Raw genomic sequence first — 16,542 nt, 5'->3', positions numbered from 1 at the left:
CTACAAGGGCTTGCGTTTGACTTGGGGCAAATTATTGGCTGCATGAATGATCCGAGCAACGCAAAGTGTACCAACCGGTTAGTTTACTGTGCGATTATCGAACAAAATGGCGGTTGGCGAATTGACGATTTTTCGCTCACTGCGCACCATCGGCAGCACATCGATTCCGGTCATGAACCACCGGTCGAAGTGACCAACGACCCAGAACACACCATAAAAAATTCAAAAATCGGGTACACGCTCATGCTTGCATTCAACGCCTTGCTCCGTTGCTCTCTCCTTCACTCCCCGTGCCTGGCGCCCAACCGCCAACCGCCTTCGAACCTTTCTGGCGCCTGCGACCGAACCCGGCCCGCATGCTGAACACGCGCTTTGGTTGCCTCAGCCAACACTGAGCCAACACAAACACTCAGCCGATCAATCATTGTTTTCACCCTGCGTATCTGCGCACCCCGACGATTGATCACGCGCCCATGAAGTCCCGACGAGCCTTGCTTGTCAGTCATTGAACGGATGGCACAGATGATTCCTTCTCAGAGCTCTCACACAGAAAGCGCCCGCACGGCCTCAAGCCTGGGCGTCGCGACCGGCGGCATCGGCGACAAAATCCGTGGCGCCATGGCGGTCGGCAAAACCCGTTGGGGCATGCTGGCGCTGGTGTTTTTCGCCACCACCCTGAACTACATCGACCGCGCCGCGCTGGGCGTCATGCAGCCGATCCTGGCCAAGGAAATGAGCTGGACGGCGATGGACTACGCCAACATCAACTTCTGGTTCCAGGTCGGTTACGCCGTCGGCTTCGTGCTGCAAGGCCGGCTGATCGACCGGATCGGCGTGAAGCGCGTGTTCTTCTTCGCGGTGCTGCTCTGGAGCCTGGCGACCGGCGCCCATGGCCTGGCGACCTCGGCCCTGGGCTTTATGGTCTGCCGCTTTATTCTCGGGCTGACCGAAGCCGCCAACTACCCGGCCTGCGTGAAAACCACCCGCCTGTGGTTCCCTGCCGGTGAGCGTGCCGTGGCCACTGGCATCTTCAATGCCGGGACTAACGTCGGCGCCATGTTCACGCCGATGCTGTTGCCGCTGATCCTCCAGGTCTGGGGCTGGCAAGCCGCGTTCCTGTGCATGTCGGCACTGGGCGGTATCTGGCTGCTGTTCTGGGGCTTGAAGTACTTCAACCCGGAAGATCACCCGTCGGTGAAGCAATCGGAACTGGACTACATCCAGCACGAAGCCGAACCGGAACAATCCCGCGTACCGTTCTCGCGGATCCTGCGGATGCGTGGCACCTGGGCCTTCGCCCTCGCCTACTCGATGACCGCGCCGGTGTTCTGGTTCTACCTGTACTGGCTGCCGCCGTTCCTCAACCAGCAATACAACCTGGGCATCAACGTGACCCAAATGGGTATTCCGCTGATCATCATCTATATGACGGCCGACTTCGGCAGCGTGGGCGGCGGCATTCTGTCCTCGTTCCTGATCGGCCGCGGGGTCAACCCGATCAAGGCCCGGTTGATGTCCATGCTGCTGTTCGCCTGCTGCATCATCGGCGTGATCATGGCCGCCGGCTCCAGCAACCTGTGGGTCGCGGTGTTTGCCATCTCGCTGGCCATCGGCGCGCACCAGGCCTGGACCGCGAACATCTGGAGCCTGGTGATGGACTACACCCCCAAGCACATGATGAGCACGGTGTTCGGTTTCGGTGGCATGTGCGCCGCCATTGGCGGGATGTTCATGACCCAGTTGGTCGGGCACATCCTGACCATCACCAATAACAACTACACCGTGCTGTTCACCATGATTCCGGCGATGTACTTCATCGCGCTGATCTGGCTGTACTTCATGGCACCGCGCAAGATTCCGAAAATCGACAACTGACACTTCCTCTTTCGCAGGCCTGGTTTCAGGCCTGCTTTTTTTATTTGCACGGTTGCCGATTTCGTCCCTCTTTTTTCCGTCCACGGAGCTCATACCATGTCTCTGGGTAACCTGAGCATCGCCAAACGTGCGCTGATCAGCTTCGGCGTAATCGCCCTGCTGGTGTTGTTGCAAGGACTGTTTGCCCTCAAGCAGGTGGCCGAAGTGCGCGCCACCGGCCAGCACACCGAAAACGTCTCCCTGCCCAGCACACGCTACCTGGGGGAAATCCGCGACTACATTCTGAGCATTCGCGTGCTCAGCCTGCGCATGGCGCTCAACCGCGAGCCCAAGGTACTCGACGCCACTATCGCCCGCCTGCATCAGGTGGAAGGCTGGCTTGAGCAAACGCTGACCAAATTCGCGCCCCTGGTCGATGACTACAACCGCGTGCAGTACGAAACCTTTGTCAGCACTGTAAAGAGCTACCGGCAGGCTCTGGATCAATACGAAGAACTGTCCCGGCAAAATCGCAGCGAGGACATGAGCGCGCTGCTCAACGGAAAAATCCAGGATTACTCGACCCAGACCGGCGATCAATTCACCGAGCTGATGAACCTCACCGCCAGCGAAGTCAGTCAATCGGCCAGCCATGCCGACGCGCTTTACGCCCAGGTAAAAATGACCGTGATCGGCGCACTGATCGCTGTTGCCCTGCTGACCTCATGCCTGGCCTGGCTGCTGATCCGCAGCATCGTCATGCCCATCCGTCAGGCTGTACGTGTGGCCGAGCAGGTCGCTGACGGTGACCTGAGTGCACCGATCCAGAGCCAGGGGCCCGATGAAACCGCCCGTTTGCTCAGGGCCCTGGCCAGCATGCAAAACAGCCTGCGCGACACCCTGCAACTGATCAGTGATACGTCGAACCAACTGAACGGTGCGGCGCAGCAGATGAGCCAGAACACCGGGCAGGACTCCAGTCGCCTGCAACAGCAGCACAACGAAATCGAGCAGGCCGCCACGGCGGTCAATGAAATGACCGTCGCCGTCGAAGAAGTGGCACGCAACGCGGTCTCGACCTCGGACACCACGCGCCAATCGACGATAGAGGCCACTCAGGGTCAGGCGCGAGTGATCGAGACCCTCGATTCGATCCAGGCCATGAGTGCCGACGTTGGCACCGCGCTGCAACAGGTTCAGACCCTGGCCGGACAATCCCGGGAAATCGGCAAAGTACTGGACGTCATCCGCGCCATTGCCGAACAGACCAACCTGCTGGCCCTCAACGCCGCCATCGAGGCGGCAAGAGCCGGGGAAGCCGGGCGCGGTTTTGCCGTGGTCGCCGATGAAGTGCGAGCCTTGGCCCACCGCACTCAGCAGTCGACCCGGGAAATCGAGCAGATGATCGCCCGGGTACAGGGCGACACCGACAGTGTGGTGCTGTCGATGCACGGCAACAGCCAGCGCGTGGCCAAGACCTTGTCGATCGCCGAACAGGCCGGCGTGGCCCTGGCGCAAATCACCCGCGCCATGGAGCAGATCCACGAGCGCAATCTGCTGATCGCCAGCGCCTCGGAAGAGCAGGCTCAAGTGGCCCGAGAGGTCGATCGCAACCTGCTGAACATCCGCGACCTGTCGCTGGCCAGCGCCGACGCGTCGACCCGGACCAGCGCCACCAGTCGGGAGTTGTCGCAACTGGCGGCCGGTTTGCAGAACCTGGTGGTGCGTTTCAGGTTTTGAGCGCAATCAGCTTCTGCGCTGTTGCCAGGCCGCCGCCAGACCGCTGAGGCAAATGATCGCGATGCCGATCACCGTGGTCAGGCTCGGCGTGTGGGAAAACAGCAGCCAGCCGAGCAGTCCGGCAAACACGATCTGACAGTAACCAAAGGGCGCCAGCAGTGCTGGCGCCGCATGCCGAAACGCCTGAGTCAGCAGCAGATGCGCGGTCATCCCGCAGCTACCCAGCGCCAGCATCAACAGCCCGTGGGTAAAACTCGGCACTTGCCAGAACATCGGCACCAGTGCGCTCATGACCAGGGTGTTGCACAAACCGGCAAAGAAGTTGCTGGTGGTCGGGCTGTCGATCTCGCTGAGTTTGCGCGTCAACAGTTGGTAAAAGCAGAAGAACAACGCCGAGCAGAACGGCAGCAACACCGCCGGAGTGAACAAATCGCCGCCGGGGTGGACGATGATCAACACGCCGATAAACCCGCAAATCACCGCCAGCCATTGCCCCCGCGTCACCCGCTCGCCGAGCAAGGGCACCGACAACGCAGTCACCAACACCGGCGCGAGAAAGTTGACCGCCGTGGCTTCTGCCAATGGGATGAACAACAGGCCCGTGGTGAACAGCAGACTGGTGCCAAGCAAGCACAAGGCCCGCAGCAACTGCAGCAACGGGCGTTTTGTGCGCAGGACACGCAAGCCTGATTGCGGCAGAAAAATCCCGGCCATCAGTAGCGTGTGAACCAGATAACGCGCCCACACCACCATAATCACCGGATAGAGGCCCGACAGGTATTTGGACAAGGCGTCGTGAGTGGAAAACAGAAAGGTCGCAACAACGATCAACAGGATGCCTTTGAAGGGCTGATTGATACCGGACAGCGGAGTGCTCGATACAGCTTGGGAATGCGGCTGGCCAATAGTCCCGGCACTGCTCAACCCGATGCGAAGTGGCGAACTCACAGTGCAATCCTCTAGTGATGATTGTCAGGACATCGAATTCCAACAATTTAGAACTTGATTCCAGTTTCTCACACATGAAAACACCAATAGTGTTCGAACAGCGCACAGTTTCTACATGAAGATGGTGATCAGTTGAACAACTCCGACGCCTGACTCGCCACCGACAACTCCTGGGCAAACTGCAACAACAGCGGCGCCAGTTCATGCAGTCGAGACTCGGGCAGCCGCGCACTCGGTCCGGCGACACTGAGCACACCGACCACCCGCCCATTCAGCGGATGGCGCACCACGGCGGCGATTGCCGAGGTGCCGACTGCCGAACTCTCCTGAACCCAGGCATAGCCGTGTTCGCGGGCCAGGCGCAGGCGTTCGAGCAATTCGATAGTGGAACGTGGCGCATTCGGTCCCAGGTCCGACGGTACATCGGCAGCTTGACACTCCACCAGCGACAAGGCCTCTGCGTCGCTCATACTCGCTAGCCACGCATGGCCGGAGGCGGTGTAGAACAACGGTGCATCGCGGCCCATGTCCGGGTCATAACGCAAGCCCGAGCGCGCACCCTGGGACTTGGCGATCCAGGTCTGACGCTCGCCTTCAATCACCCCCAATCGCACCAGCTCCCCGGTTTCCTGGGCCAACCGATCCAGTACTGGCTGGACGATATCCGCGCCGCTGCTCGACAGGTAACGAAAGCCCATGGCAACCAGTTTGGTCGACAGGTGATACCGCAGGTTGTCCGGATTCTGCCGCACGTAACCCAGTCGGATCAGCTCGGCGAGCAAGCGGTGAGTGGCACTTTTCGGGATTTCCAGCTGCTCGGCCAACACCTGCATCGGCAGGCCTCGCGGGTCGCTGGTAAGACTTTCCAGCACACTGAAGACGCGTTCGATTTGACTGCCGGCCATGGTGGGATTCCAGACGAAATTTGGCCGATTCTAGAAGACAAGCGGATGAATGCAAAATGTGGAACTGCGGCGTTCAGCCGTGACCGGCAAGGGAACCAAAGAGCCAGCGTGATGCCTGAAACGTTCGCCGAAGTTCGTCTGCCGCCATCGGTTTTGCAGGTGAATGCCATACTGTCTTTCATTCGGCATAGTCTGAGCATCCACCTGGCGCCTATCCCACTCACCAGCAACACTCATCACCACGCGTAAACAGAGGATTCCCACATGCTATGGAAAAAAGGCCGTCGCAGTGACAACGTGGTCGATGCTCGCGGTGAGGATGCTGGCGGTGGTGACCGCGATTTCGCCCATGGCACGTCGGCGCAACGGGTTCGCTGGTTCAAGACCGGCTTTGCCCAGGGCCAGGTCAGTAAATGCGACACCTTCGCGACGAAGAGCCTCTAAATGAGCACGCGCTGGCTGCTGGTATTCGCGCTGTTATTCGGCAGCGCCAACCTGCTGGCTGCCGAGCAGGCGGTCAAGGTCATCAGCCCTGGTCGGCTGAACATGGGCGACGCCGAACTGGCGGTTGGCATCAGCCAGTCGTCACCGCAAATCCAGCGTGTACTGATCGTGATTCACGGGCGCTTGCGCAACGCCGAAACCTACCGCCAGAGCTCGGAAAGAGCCGCCGAGCAGGCAGGACAAAGCGCAACCACCCTGGTAATTGCGCCGCAGTTTCTTAATGAAAGCGACATCGCACGCCATCAATTGCCCGACAGCCTGCTGCATTGGCGCGGTGATGACTGGATGGCCGGCGAGCTGTCCATCGGAGCGAATCCGCTGAGTTCTTATGCGGTGCTCGACAAGATTCTGGAACGCCTGAGTGATCGCCAGCAGTTTCCAACCCTGAAAGAAGTCGTCATCGCCGGCCATTCCGGTGGCGCACAAGTGGTGCAACGTTATGCACTGCTCGGCCACGATCAGCCGGCACTGCAAGCGGCGGGCGTCAGCGTGCGCTATGTGATCGCCAACCCGTCTTCGTATGCGTATTTCGATGAGCAGCGGCCGGTGCCGTTCAATACCGCGCGCTGCCCCGGCTTCAATGACTGGAAGTACGGACTGCTGAAACTGCCGGACTACGCCAACGGGCAAACGCCGCAGCAACTGGAGCAAGGCTACGTCCAGCGCAACATCACCTATTTGCTCGGTCAGCGAGACACCAATCCGCATCACCCGGCACTCGACAGAAGCTGCGCTGCCGAGACGCAGGGCGCGTCTCGGCTGGTGCGTGGGCATCGCTATTTCGACTACCTGCAGCAGCGCCATCCCGAAGGGTTGAATCAGCGGCTGATCGAAGTGCCCGGCGTCGGGCATAACGGGGACAAGATGTTCACCTCGCCCGAGGGGCTGAAGGCATTGTTTCAGTAGCTGGAAGCAGGTCGCCCGATATGGCCCCATCGCGAGCAGGCTCGCTCCCACCGGGGATCGCATAACACCTGTGGGAGCGAGCTTGCTCGCGATAGCGGTTGACCAGACAACAAATCCCTCAAGCCGACAACATCTGCCGCAACACCACACAATCGCGCGCATGCCAATCGGCCAATTCAGGCCACGGGTTTTCCGGCAGATTCACCAGCACCGTCCGTGCCCCCGCCGCGCGCCCGCAATCCAGGTCGAAGCGATAATCGCCGACCATCACCAACTCGCTCGGCGCTACGTCCCAGGCCTTGGCCAGTTTCAGCAGGCCACCCGGATGCGGTTTGGGCGGTGCTTCATCACGACCCAGCACATCCTCTGCCGCAAAGCAGTCCGCCAGGCCGATCGCCTCAAGCGTGACATGGGCCAGTTCGCGAGCATTGCGCGTAAGGATGCCAAGGCGATAACCGCGCCCGGCCAGTTCACGCACCAGTTCCACCGCACCGGGAGCCGGTTTGGAGCCCAGGGCCAGGTCGCGTTCATGCTCCAGCAACCAGGCGTGTTTCGCTGCGGCTTCATCGGCCGGCAGCGCCGCAAGATGGGTGAGGATGTCGTGCTCAGCGGGAATCGCCAGCGCCTGGCGAATCGCCACGAAATCATGCACGGCCACGGTCAGCGTGCCATCCATGTCGAACACCCAATGCCGCACCTCGGAGAGACTCATGCCCAATCCTTGCGATGACGAATCAGGCCTTCCTGCGTCACCGATGCCACCAGCTTGCCGGCGCGGTTGAACACACTGCCGCGTGAGAAGCCGCGAGAATTGCCGGCCCAAGGGCTGTCCATGGCGTACAGCAACCAGTCATCGGCGCGCAGGTCGGCGTGGAACCACAAGGCGTGATCGAGGCTGGCGACTTGCATGTCTTTCTGCCAGACCGATTTGCCGTGCGGCAACATCGAGGTGGTCAGCAAACCGAAATCGGAGGCATAGGCCAGCAGGTATTTATGCAGCGCCGGCGAGTCGGCCAACGCACCGTCGGCGCGAAACCAGACGTACTTGATCGGGTCGGCCGGTTGTGGGTTGTACGGGTCTTTCTCCGTCACCGGGCGGACTTCGATCGGCTTGGGGCACAGCAGCTTTTCACGCATGTGCTCGGGAATCAAATGCGCGCGTTGCTGGGTGATTTCCAGCTCCGACGGCAGGTTTTCCGGGCCGACCACTTGCGGCATCGCGGTCTGGTGTTCGAAGCCTTCTTCGTCGTACTGGAACGATGCGCTGCAGGTGAAGATCGGGTTGCCCTTCTGGATCGCCGTCACGCGGCGGGTGCTGAAGCTGCCACCATCGCGCACCCGATCCACCTGATAGACAACCGGCATACCCGCATCACCCGGACGCAGGAAATAACCGTGCATCGAATGCACATGGCGCGCGTCTTCGACCGTCTGGCTGGCCGCGGAAAGGGACTGGCCCAACACCTGGCCGCCGAACAGCTGACGAAAACCCAGGTCCTGGCTGCGACCGCGAAACAGGTTTTCTTCGATCGGTTCCAGGGTCAGCAAGTCGACCAGATCATCCAACACATGGCTCATTCAGACTCTCCTCACACAGAGCAATGCCGCGCAGTCTTGGCTGCGCGGTCGATTCAGATAGTGGCCAGGGCCAACCATGAGCCCATTGTAAACATCCCGCAGAGCTTATCCATGCAAGGTTTCCAACCATTGTTCGCGGGTGATGCGGTACAGCACGTGGCGGCGCAGCGGATGATCGGCCGCCAGTTTGGGGTGCTCGAAATCCGCCGCGGGGTCGTGATGCATGCCAATGGCTTGCATGACTTTCTGCGACGGCAGGTTGGCTTCGGTGGTAAACGCCACCACTTCGTCCAGCGCCAAACGGTCAAAGCCGCAACGCAGAGCGGTCCAGGCCGCTTCACTGGCGTAGCCCAGCCCCCAATGCTCACGGGCCAGACGCCAGCCGATTTCGGTCGCCGGGGTGAAAGCAGCCTCGAACCCGACCACCGCCAATCCGGTAAAACCGATAAACGCGCCGGTGTCCTTGCGCTCCAGCGCCCACAGGCCGTAACCATGCTCAGCGAAATGACCACGGATTCGCCCGATCAATGCCGCACTTTCCAGACGGCTCAAGGGCGCCGGAAAGTAGCGCATGACCTGCGGATCGGCGCACATCGCCGCAAACGCCGGTAAATCCTCATCGCGCCATTGGCGCATCAGCAGCCGCGCGCTCTCGAGTTGCAGTATCGGCTCCATCGTTCCCCCTCCGTTCCCCTGCAAACAAGTCTACATCGCTGGTAGGATCCTTCACTCATTCACTCCATGAAATCGCCATGTCGCTGCCGCTGATTTACCACGAAGACTACAGCCCCGAATTCCCGGCGGAACATCGCTTTCCCATGGACAAGTTCCGACTGCTGCGCGATCACCTGGTGGACAGTGGCCTGACTGCCGATCACCAGTTGCTGCGCCCGGAAATCTGCCCGACCGAGATTCTCGCCCTCGCCCATGACCCTGCGTATATCGAACGCTACATGGGCGGCGAGTTGTCCCGCGAAGACCAGCGGCGGCTCGGCCTGCCGTGGAACGAAGCGCTGGCCCGACGCACCGTGCGCGCGGTCGGCGGCTCATTGCTGGCCGCCGAGCAGGCGCTGGAACACGGCATGGCCTGCCATCTGGCCGGCGGTACGCATCACGCCCATTACGATCACCCGGCAGGTTTCTGCATCTTCAATGACCTGGCGGTGATCAGCCATTACCTGCTGGAAAGCGGTCGGGTTGGCCGGGTACTGATCTTCGACTGCGACGTGCACCAAGGCGATGGGACTGCACGCATACTGGAACATACCCCGGACGCCGTGACGGTATCCCTTCATTGCGAAAAGAACTTTCCTGCACGCAAGGCCAAAAGCGATTGGGATATTCCGCTGCCCATGGGCATGGGCGACGAGGATTACCTGAAAGTCGTCGATGACGCGTTGAATTACCTGCTGCCACTCTATCAGCCCGACCTGGTGCTGTATGACGCCGGTGTCGATGTGCATAAAGATGACGCGCTGGGCTACCTGAAACTGACCGATGAAGGCGTCGCCGCCCGTGACGAAAGCGTACTGCGCCATTGCCTGGGGCGCGACATTCCGGTGGTCGGGGTGATCGGCGGCGGCTACAGCAAGGACCGCCAGGCCCTGGCGCGACGCCACGGCATCCTCCATCACAGCGCACAGCGGGTCTGGCAGTCATCAGGTTGTCACTGAGGTGTGGATGCTTTACCCACAATGCCTGTGGAACGGCCTGTGGATAACCTGAGTGAAAGGACCTACAGGCTATAGCGCGTATAGCCTGTAAGCCATTGAGCACTTTTTAACCAGCTCAATCCCATACCCTGTAGCAGCTGCCGAGCCCGCGAGGCTGCGTTCGAGGACGAAGTCCTCGCAAATCCTGGGTACACGGTTTTCCTGAAAGAAAACGCTGCCTGATCTCACAACCGCTTCGTCCGGATGCGGCCCAGACCTAACGCAGCCTCGCGGGCTCGGCAGCTGCTACGGCCGCAGTCCTGTGCTGATAGAATGCCCGCCCTATTCCGCCGAACCGCAGCTCACACCATGACCCAGCCCTCCGCCAACCTCCCTCACCACGTCGCCATCATCGGCGGCGGCCCTGCCGGCCTGATGGCCGCAGAAGTGCTGAGCCAGGCCGGGGTCAAGGTCGATCTGTACGACGGCATGCCCTCGGTGGGTCGCAAATTCCTGCTGGCCGGCGTCGGCGGCATGAACATTACCCATTCCGAAGCCTACCCGGCATTTCTGGCGCGTTATGCCGAGCGCGCCCCGCACATCGCCCCGTTGCTGCGCGAATTCGGGGCTGAGAACCTGTGCCAGTGGATTCATGGGTTGGGTATCGAAACGTTCATCGGCAGCTCTGGCCGTGTGTTTCCGACCGACATGAAAGCCGCCCCGCTACTGCGCGCCTGGCTCAAACGCCTGCGCGATGCCGGCGTCGTTATCCACACCCGCCACCGCTGGCTGGGCTGGAATACCGATGGCAGCCTGCGTATCGATAGCCCCGAGGGCGAGAAGGCGATCAGCGCCGATGCGTTGTTACTGGCGCTGGGTGGCGGCAGTTGGTCGCGTTTGGGCTCGGATGGCGCCTGGATGCTGCCGCTGGAACAACGCGGAGTCGCCTTGGCGCCGCTGCAACCGAGCAATTGCGGATTCGAGGTGAAGGCCTGGAGCGAGCTGATGGTCAGCAAATTCGCCGGGGCCCCGCTGAAAAATATCGCCATTGGCCTCAATGACGATGTCCCGCGACTCGGCGAATGCGTGATCACCGCCACCGGCATCGAAGGCAGTTTGATTTACGCGTTGTCGGCGCCGATCCGTGAAGCCATCAATCAGAGCGGCTCGGCCACCCTTCATCTCGACCTGCTGCCCGGCAGGCCTGTGGATAGAATCCAGGTGGCGCTGAGCAAACCCCGCGGTTCACGCTCCATGGCCAAACACTTGCACAGCCAGCTCGGCCTCGACGGCGTCAAGGCTGCACTGCTACGCGAACTGACACCCGCCGAATGCTTCGCTGAGCCGCTTTTGCTGGCCAACGCGATCAAGGCCTTGCCGCTGACACTGGTCAACACCCGCCCATTGGACGAAGCCATCAGCAGCGCCGGCGGCGTGACGTTCGAGGCAATGAATGAAAAGCTGATGCTCAAGCAACTGCCTGGCGTGTTCTGCGCGGGGGAAATGCTCGATTGGGAAGCGCCAACGGGTGGCTATCTACTGACCGCGTGCTTCGCCAGTGGGCGAGTGGCGGGGTTGGGGATGGTGGAGTGGCTGAAACACAGAAGCTGATCGTTCCCACGCGTGGGAACGATCATTGTCGGGGGCTTAAGGCTTACGCTTGCGCGGCCCGGTATTGAACACCGGTACTTTTCGCACAGGCTTGACCGAAGGCTCCGGCGCCGAAGCATCACCGCTTTCCACCCACTTGCCGAGGTTGCGTTTGCCGCCACCGGAGACTTTGGGCTTCTTCGGCTTTTTCGGTTTCTTGACCACCTGGCCGCTGGCGTCAGTGTCCGGCACACGGTGCTCAGGCTCGAAGTCCTGCTCCATATGACGGGTCAAGGTCTGACGCGTCAGCATCTCGATGGCCGACAGCTGATTCACTTCATCGGCACACACCAGCGAAATCGCTTCACCCGTCGCGCCTGCACGGCCGGTGCGACCGATACGGTGGATGTAGTCCTCGGCAACGATCGGCAGGTCGAAGTTCACCACCAGCGGCAAATCTTCGATGTCCAGACCACGGGCTGCGACGTCGGTGGCCACCAAAATCTGCACTTCACTGGCCTTGAAACGGTCCAGCGCGCGCTGGCGCGTGGCTTGTGGTTTGTCGCCGTGAATACCGTCGGCATTCACGCTCAGGCCCTGGAGTTTTTCCACCAACGCGTCTACGCCGTTGCGGGTCTTGGCAAACACCAGCACCTGCTTCCAGCGATTCTTGCGCAGCAAGTGAATGAACAGCTCGGCCTTGCGCTTCTTGTCGACCGTGACCACCCACTGCTTGACCGTATTGGCGGCAACGTTACGCGGGCTGACTTCGATGCTCAGCGGATCATTGAGCATTTTCCCGGCCAACTCACGAATCGCATCGGAGAAGGTCGCGGAGAACAGCAGCGTCTGACGTTTTTTCGGCAGCGCCTTGTAAATGCTCGCCAGTTCTTCGGAGAAACCCAGATCCAGCATGCGGTCGGCTTCGTCCAGCACCAGGGTTTGCAACTGGTTGAACTTCAGCGCGTTCTGGCGGAACAGATCCAGCAGGCGACCGGGCGTGGCCACCAGCAGGTCGACACCTTTGCGCAGCTTCATCATTTGCGGGTTGATGCTGACGCCGCCGTACACCGCGTAGGTGCTCAGCGGCAGGTTCTCGGCATACTGGCGCACGCTTTCATGAACCTGCTCGGCCAGTTCGCGGGTTGGCACCAGGATCAGCGCACGTACCGAGTTACTGGTGACTTTCGGCCCTTCCATGGCCAGCAATTGCAACAGCGGTACGGCGAAACCGGCGGTCTTGCCGGTGCCGGTCTGGGCCGCAGCCATCAGGTCGCGACCCGCCAGCACCGCCGGAATGGCTTGCGTCTGCACCGGGGTCGGGGTCTGGTAGCCGAGCGTCTCAAGGGCGCGCAGCAAGGGTTCGATCAGGCCAAGAGTGGCGAAAGTCATGGGAATACCGTAGGAAAAATCAGCGCGAGTGTGCAATGGCGCGCAGTTTACCCTAATTCACACGGGATTCTGTCGGCACCAGGACCGCAGGCCGCTCAGGAGCACGTCGCCACTGCGGCAGACTGATCAGCAGCACGGCACTGATGATCACTGCCATCGCCACAGCCTCTTCGATACCGATGCTTTCTCCGGCAAAAACGATCCCCAGCAACACCGCCACTGCCGGGTTGACGTAGGCATAACTGGTGGCCGCCGCCGGGCGGACGTTTTTCAGCAGGTACATATAGGCGTTGAAGGCGACGATCGAGCCGAACACCACCAGGTACAGCATCGCGACCCAACCCTCGAGCGGCGGCAGGCTTTCCAGGTGTTCGCCCGTCAGCGCGCTGCCGATCAACAGCACCACGCCGCCGACCAGCATTTGCGCCGCACTGGACATTGCGCCCTGAGGCATTGGCAAATGTTTGCTCCACACCGAACCAAACGCCCAGGCGGCCGCCGCACCAATCAGCAGCACAGCCCCCAACGGGCTCGATTGCAGATTGGAGCCCAGATTGAGCATGGCGATACCGATCAGCCCCAGCACAATCCCCGCCCATTCCAGACGGGTATTACGCGAGCCCCAGAAATATCCGCAGAGCAAGGTAAACAACGGCACCGTCGCCACCGCCAATGCCGCAACGCCAGAGGCCACGCCCGTGTGCTCGGCCATGGTGACCGCGCCATTGCCAAAGCTGAGCAACAAAATCCCGATCAGCCCCGCCGCCTTCCACTGCGGCCAGGTCGGTGCTGGCACACCGCGCCAGCGCAGAAAGGCATACATCAGCGTCCCGCCAACAATAAAACGAATGCCGCCCAGCATCAGCGGCGGCCAGTACTGCACGCCGATGCGAATCACCAGGTAGGTCGATCCCCAGATCACGTACAGCGCAAAAAAGGCACCCATCAACGGTAACGGGAAACGGCGTAGGCCTGGCATGGGACGCTCGAAGGCAGGACAAGGAGAGCGTTATTTTAGAAAGCCGACAGACGGAACTTAAGTTACAAAACCTGTTTATAAGGCCAGTACACTTTTCAACGCACGGAGATCACGGCTATAAACCGACGCGCATGCTACGCCGAGTTGGAGGTGAGCATGAAGTAGTGCCCCCTGTGGGAGCGAGCTTGCTCCGGGCGGCGATCCGACGATGACGCCGGCACTCTCACCACACAAGTGACTGACAGATCGCTATCGCGAGCAGGCTCGCTCCCTGGAGTGGTGATGCAGTCAGAACCCGCGATGGCGCTTGAGGTGTTCATTGATCTTCGCCGCTGGCACTTTCTGCAAGCTGCACAGCAGATCATGGGACAACTCGCGCAAGCCGTGTTTCTGCCGCAGCTCCTGCGCCAGATGCGCGGTGAGGTTGGCAGCCATTTCGGCATCGGCCATTGCCCGGTGAGCCTGACCGGTGTGGGGCAATTGGGCAAAAGTGGTCAGGGTGCCGAGTTTGTGGTTCGGTGCGGCCGGCATCAGGCGCCGGGCGAGTAACAGCGAGCAAGCGAAGTTCTGCAAACGTGTGCGTTTGATCCGCCCCAGTTCAAAGTCCCAGAACTTCTGGTCGAAAGCGGCGTTGTGGGCCAGCAGCGGCGTGATACCGACGAACTCGTTGACCTCATTCATCACCTGCTCGGCCGAGGGTGCGGTGCGCAGCATGGCGTTGCTGATACCGGTCAGTTGCTCGATGAAGGCCGGGATGCGCACACCGGCGTTCATCAGGCTTTGGTAACGGTCGACAATGCGCCCCTGCTCAAGAATCACCACGGCAATTTCCGTGGCCCGGCAGCTGCTGCTCGGAGAGATTCCGGTGGTTTCAAAGTCGATGACGGCTATGCGTTCCAAACCTGTTCCTTGGGTTCAATAATCAGTTTTTAAGCAGCAACGCGCCTTCGATCGGCACGTAACGGCTGGCCGCGCGAATCAGCGAGTTGGCGGTGAGCCCCGGCACGCCATAGGCCACCGCTTCGACACCGTGCTTGGCGATGATCCGCTCCAGCAACATGTCGAAATCACCGTCCCCCGAGGCCAGCACCACTTCGTCGACGTGATCGGCGGCGTCCATGATGTCGAGGGTGATGCCCACGTCCCAGTCGCCCTTGGCCGAGCCGTCGCTGCGCTGGATGTAGGGCTTGAGTTTCACGATGAAACCGAGGTTGCGCAGGATCTGCTGGAATTGCTGCTGCTTGCTGTCGCCGCGATCGATGGCGTAGGCATAGGCCTCGACGATCTGCCCGCGCTGACTGACGTCAGCCCAGAGGGCGGCGTAGTTGAAATGACAACCGTAGGCCTGGCGCACGGTGTAATAGAGGTTTTGGACATCGGCGAACACTGCGATCTTCTTCACCGCAAATCCTCATGGCGCACACAAGCGCAGGCGATTGATCAGACCCAAGGTCCGAAAAGTCGCCCAGTATGCCAGCCAGAAGGATTTTTCCGCGAATAATCAGTCCGGGGCGCAACAAGGCCCCGGACGAACGGCGTATCAGACGAAGGAATCGTCGTCATCACCACCGAAGAATGAGCTGTCGTCGCTGTCGTCGGCGTCCGCAAACCCGCCCTGATCGTTGTTGCTCCAGGAATCGTTGTTGGCCAGGCGCTCGCTGTCATTCACTTGAGCCGGCTCTTCCTTGATGACTTCAACGATTTCCTGCGGCTGCTGCTGGTTGCTGTGGAACAGGCTGCTGATGCCCTGCGCCAGCATCACACCACCGGCCACGCCGGCTGCGGTTTTCAAGGCGCCACCGAGAAAGCTGCTGCCAGCTGCCGGCGCCTGTTGCTGAGGTGCCGCGTAGTTCTGTTGTGGTGCACCAAAGTTTTGCTGTGGGGCACCAAAGCCCTGCTGTGGCGCGCCATAGTTTTGTGGCGGTGGCGCAGAAGGCCGCGCCGGTTCACGCCAGCCGCCGCTCGAGGCTGGAGCGCTCTGGGCCGGTGCAGGCTGTGAATCACGGGAGCCGCCGAAGATGCTCGACAGGAAACCACCGCCGCTGTTGCTCGGGGCGGGTGCCGCGGCCTGGGTCCTGGCTTGTTGCAGTTCAGCTTGCAGTTGCTGAACTTGCTGGGTGAGCTGTTTGTTTTGCTCGTCGAGGCTCTTGATCGCCGCCTCTTGCACCAGAATCGCCTGAGTCATGAAATAGCCCGCCGCAGGCTGGCGACCCAAATGTTCCTTGATCCGCGCTTCGGCCAAGGCATCGCGCGGGGATGAATCCGTTTCGGCCTGTTGCAGCCGTGAAAACAGTCCATCGATCAGGGTTTGTTCTTCGCTGTTCATGGCGACCTCATAGATTGCCGGAAAATCGTTGCCCTTTTCCCTTATGGATAAGGTGCCCCCTAGTTATGGGGCTGTTGCTGATTGTTTCAATGGCCTTTACCGAACGTTTACGTTTGCTCGACTACCGGTCGCATCGGTTACAGTGTCGACATACTTTGTAATCAGCGA

Annotated in this window: 15 protein-coding genes and 1 pseudogene; 6 read left to right on the top strand and 10 right to left on the bottom strand. The window is 60.7% G+C overall.

The window, feature by feature from the left end; translation table 11 throughout:
- Positions 1–522: 522 nt before the first annotated feature.
- Complete coding sequence (locus AC1DIH_RS22985) at positions 523–1,875, top strand: MFS transporter (protein WP_477773401.1); 1,353 nt, start codon at positions 523–525, stop codon at positions 1,873–1,875.
- 96 nt (positions 1,876–1,971) lie between these two features.
- Positions 1,972–3,594 carry a methyl-accepting chemotaxis protein gene (locus tag AC1DIH_RS22980; RefSeq protein WP_477773400.1) on the top strand — a complete coding sequence of 541 codons (1,623 nt, stop codon included), beginning with the start codon at positions 1,972–1,974 and terminating at the stop codon, positions 3,592–3,594.
- Between the two features lie 6 nt (positions 3,595–3,600).
- On the opposite strand, the gene AC1DIH_RS22975 is transcribed toward AC1DIH_RS22980, so the two are convergent.
- Together AC1DIH_RS22975 and AC1DIH_RS22970 are read right to left on the bottom strand one after the other, a co-directional pair.
- Positions 3,601–4,500 (bottom strand): DMT family transporter, encoded by a 900-nt coding sequence (locus tag AC1DIH_RS22975; protein WP_477773423.1) that lies wholly within the window; start codon positions 4,498–4,500, stop codon positions 3,601–3,603.
- 170 nt (positions 4,501–4,670) lie between these two features.
- Complete coding sequence (locus tag AC1DIH_RS22970; RefSeq protein WP_477773399.1) at positions 4,671–5,447, bottom strand: IclR family transcriptional regulator; 777 nt, start codon at positions 5,445–5,447, stop codon at positions 4,671–4,673.
- Between the two features lie 342 nt (positions 5,448–5,789).
- Between AC1DIH_RS22970 and AC1DIH_RS22965 the strand changes: the two are divergent.
- Together AC1DIH_RS22965 and AC1DIH_RS22960 are read left to right on the top strand one after the other, a co-directional pair.
- Positions 5,790–5,891 (top strand): annotated as a pseudogene (locus tag AC1DIH_RS22965) (neutral zinc metallopeptidase); the annotation flags it as partial.
- Positions 5,892–6,857: an alpha/beta hydrolase gene (locus AC1DIH_RS22960; protein WP_477773398.1), complete on the top strand. Its 966-nt coding sequence runs from the start codon at positions 5,892–5,894 to the stop codon at positions 6,855–6,857.
- A 118-nt stretch (positions 6,858–6,975) separates the two neighbouring features.
- On the opposite strand, the gene AC1DIH_RS22955 is transcribed toward AC1DIH_RS22960, so the two are convergent.
- From AC1DIH_RS22955 to AC1DIH_RS22945, 3 genes are all read right to left on the bottom strand, one after another.
- Entirely contained in the window at positions 6,976–7,569 is a 594-nt protein-coding gene (locus AC1DIH_RS22955; protein WP_477773397.1) for an HAD family hydrolase, read from the bottom strand.
- Positions 7,566–8,435: an acyl-CoA thioesterase II gene (gene tesB / locus AC1DIH_RS22950; protein ID WP_054594173.1), complete on the bottom strand. Its 870-nt coding sequence runs from the start codon at positions 8,433–8,435 to the stop codon at positions 7,566–7,568. The genes AC1DIH_RS22955 and tesB overlap by 4 nt, the downstream gene beginning before the upstream one ends.
- 105 nt (positions 8,436–8,540) lie before the next feature.
- On the bottom strand, positions 8,541–9,110 hold the full coding sequence (locus AC1DIH_RS22945) for a GNAT family N-acetyltransferase (protein WP_477773396.1): 570 nt from the start codon (positions 9,108–9,110) through the stop codon (positions 8,541–8,543).
- A 77-nt stretch (positions 9,111–9,187) separates the two neighbouring features.
- Between AC1DIH_RS22945 and AC1DIH_RS22940 the strand changes: the two genes are divergently transcribed.
- Positions 9,188–10,108 (top strand): histone deacetylase family protein, encoded by a 921-nt coding sequence (locus AC1DIH_RS22940; protein WP_071553190.1) that lies wholly within the window; start codon positions 9,188–9,190, stop codon positions 10,106–10,108.
- Between the two features lie 348 nt (positions 10,109–10,456).
- Entirely contained in the window at positions 10,457–11,698 is a 1,242-nt protein-coding gene (locus AC1DIH_RS22935) for a TIGR03862 family flavoprotein (protein WP_477773395.1), read from the top strand.
- Between the two features lie 36 nt (positions 11,699–11,734).
- On the opposite strand, the gene AC1DIH_RS22930 is transcribed toward AC1DIH_RS22935, so the two are convergent.
- The 5 genes from AC1DIH_RS22930 to AC1DIH_RS22910 all read right to left on the bottom strand — a co-directional run bounded on the left by AC1DIH_RS22930 (position 11,735) and on the right by AC1DIH_RS22910 (position 16,374).
- Positions 11,735–13,069: a DEAD/DEAH box helicase gene (locus tag AC1DIH_RS22930; protein ID WP_477773394.1), complete on the bottom strand. Its 1,335-nt coding sequence runs from the start codon at positions 13,067–13,069 to the stop codon at positions 11,735–11,737.
- A 52-nt stretch (positions 13,070–13,121) separates the two neighbouring features.
- Positions 13,122–14,048, bottom strand: a complete 927-nt coding sequence (gene yedA / locus AC1DIH_RS22925; RefSeq protein ID WP_477773393.1) for a drug/metabolite exporter YedA — start codon at positions 14,046–14,048, stop codon at positions 13,122–13,124.
- Between the two features lie 288 nt (positions 14,049–14,336).
- Positions 14,337–14,948, bottom strand: coding sequence for a 3'-5' exonuclease (locus AC1DIH_RS22920; RefSeq protein ID WP_347928096.1), 612 nt, complete (start codon positions 14,946–14,948; stop codon positions 14,337–14,339).
- A 22-nt stretch (positions 14,949–14,970) separates the two neighbouring features.
- On the bottom strand, positions 14,971–15,450 hold the full coding sequence (locus AC1DIH_RS22915) for a LabA-like NYN domain-containing protein (RefSeq protein WP_019691557.1): 480 nt from the start codon (positions 15,448–15,450) through the stop codon (positions 14,971–14,973).
- 138 nt (positions 15,451–15,588) lie between these two features.
- Positions 15,589–16,374 (bottom strand): DUF2076 domain-containing protein, encoded by a 786-nt coding sequence (locus AC1DIH_RS22910; protein ID WP_477773392.1) that lies wholly within the window; start codon positions 16,372–16,374, stop codon positions 15,589–15,591.
- Between the last annotated feature and the right edge of the window lie 168 nt (positions 16,375–16,542).

It is taken from the genome of Pseudomonas sp. 05N36, from assembly GCF_056397385.1.
Note: the sequence above shows the minus strand (reverse complement) of the source record. Positions and strands in the feature narration are given on the sequence as shown.

What these genes read in the sequence shown, in the direction of transcription:
- AC1DIH_RS22985 (WP_477773401.1), top strand. Translation starts at nt 523, where the DNA reads ATGATTCCTTCTCAGAGCTCTCACACAGAAAGCGCCCGCACGGCCTCA.
- AC1DIH_RS22980 (WP_477773400.1), top strand. Translation starts at nt 1,972, where the DNA reads ATGTCTCTGGGTAACCTGAGCATCGCCAAACGTGCGCTGATCAGCTTC.
- AC1DIH_RS22970 (WP_477773399.1), bottom strand. Translation starts at nt 5,447, where the DNA reads ATGGCCGGCAGTCAAATCGAACGCGTCTTCAGTGTGCTGGAAAGTCTT.
- AC1DIH_RS22960 (WP_477773398.1), top strand. Translation starts at nt 5,892, where the DNA reads ATGAGCACGCGCTGGCTGCTGGTATTCGCGCTGTTATTCGGCAGCGCC.
- AC1DIH_RS22955 (WP_477773397.1), bottom strand. Translation starts at nt 7,569, where the DNA reads ATGAGTCTCTCCGAGGTGCGGCATTGGGTGTTCGACATGGATGGCACG.
- tesB (WP_054594173.1), bottom strand. Translation starts at nt 8,435, where the DNA reads ATGAGCCATGTGTTGGATGATCTGGTCGACTTGCTGACCCTGGAACCG.
- AC1DIH_RS22945 (WP_477773396.1), bottom strand. Translation starts at nt 9,110, where the DNA reads ATGGAGCCGATACTGCAACTCGAGAGCGCGCGGCTGCTGATGCGCCAA.
- AC1DIH_RS22940 (WP_071553190.1), top strand. Translation starts at nt 9,188, where the DNA reads ATGTCGCTGCCGCTGATTTACCACGAAGACTACAGCCCCGAATTCCCG.
- AC1DIH_RS22935 (WP_477773395.1), top strand. Translation starts at nt 10,457, where the DNA reads ATGACCCAGCCCTCCGCCAACCTCCCTCACCACGTCGCCATCATCGGC.
- AC1DIH_RS22930 (WP_477773394.1), bottom strand. Translation starts at nt 13,069, where the DNA reads ATGACTTTCGCCACTCTTGGCCTGATCGAACCCTTGCTGCGCGCCCTT.
- yedA (WP_477773393.1), bottom strand. Translation starts at nt 14,048, where the DNA reads ATGCCAGGCCTACGCCGTTTCCCGTTACCGTTGATGGGTGCCTTTTTT.
- AC1DIH_RS22910 (WP_477773392.1), bottom strand. Translation starts at nt 16,374, where the DNA reads ATGAACAGCGAAGAACAAACCCTGATCGATGGACTGTTTTCACGGCTG.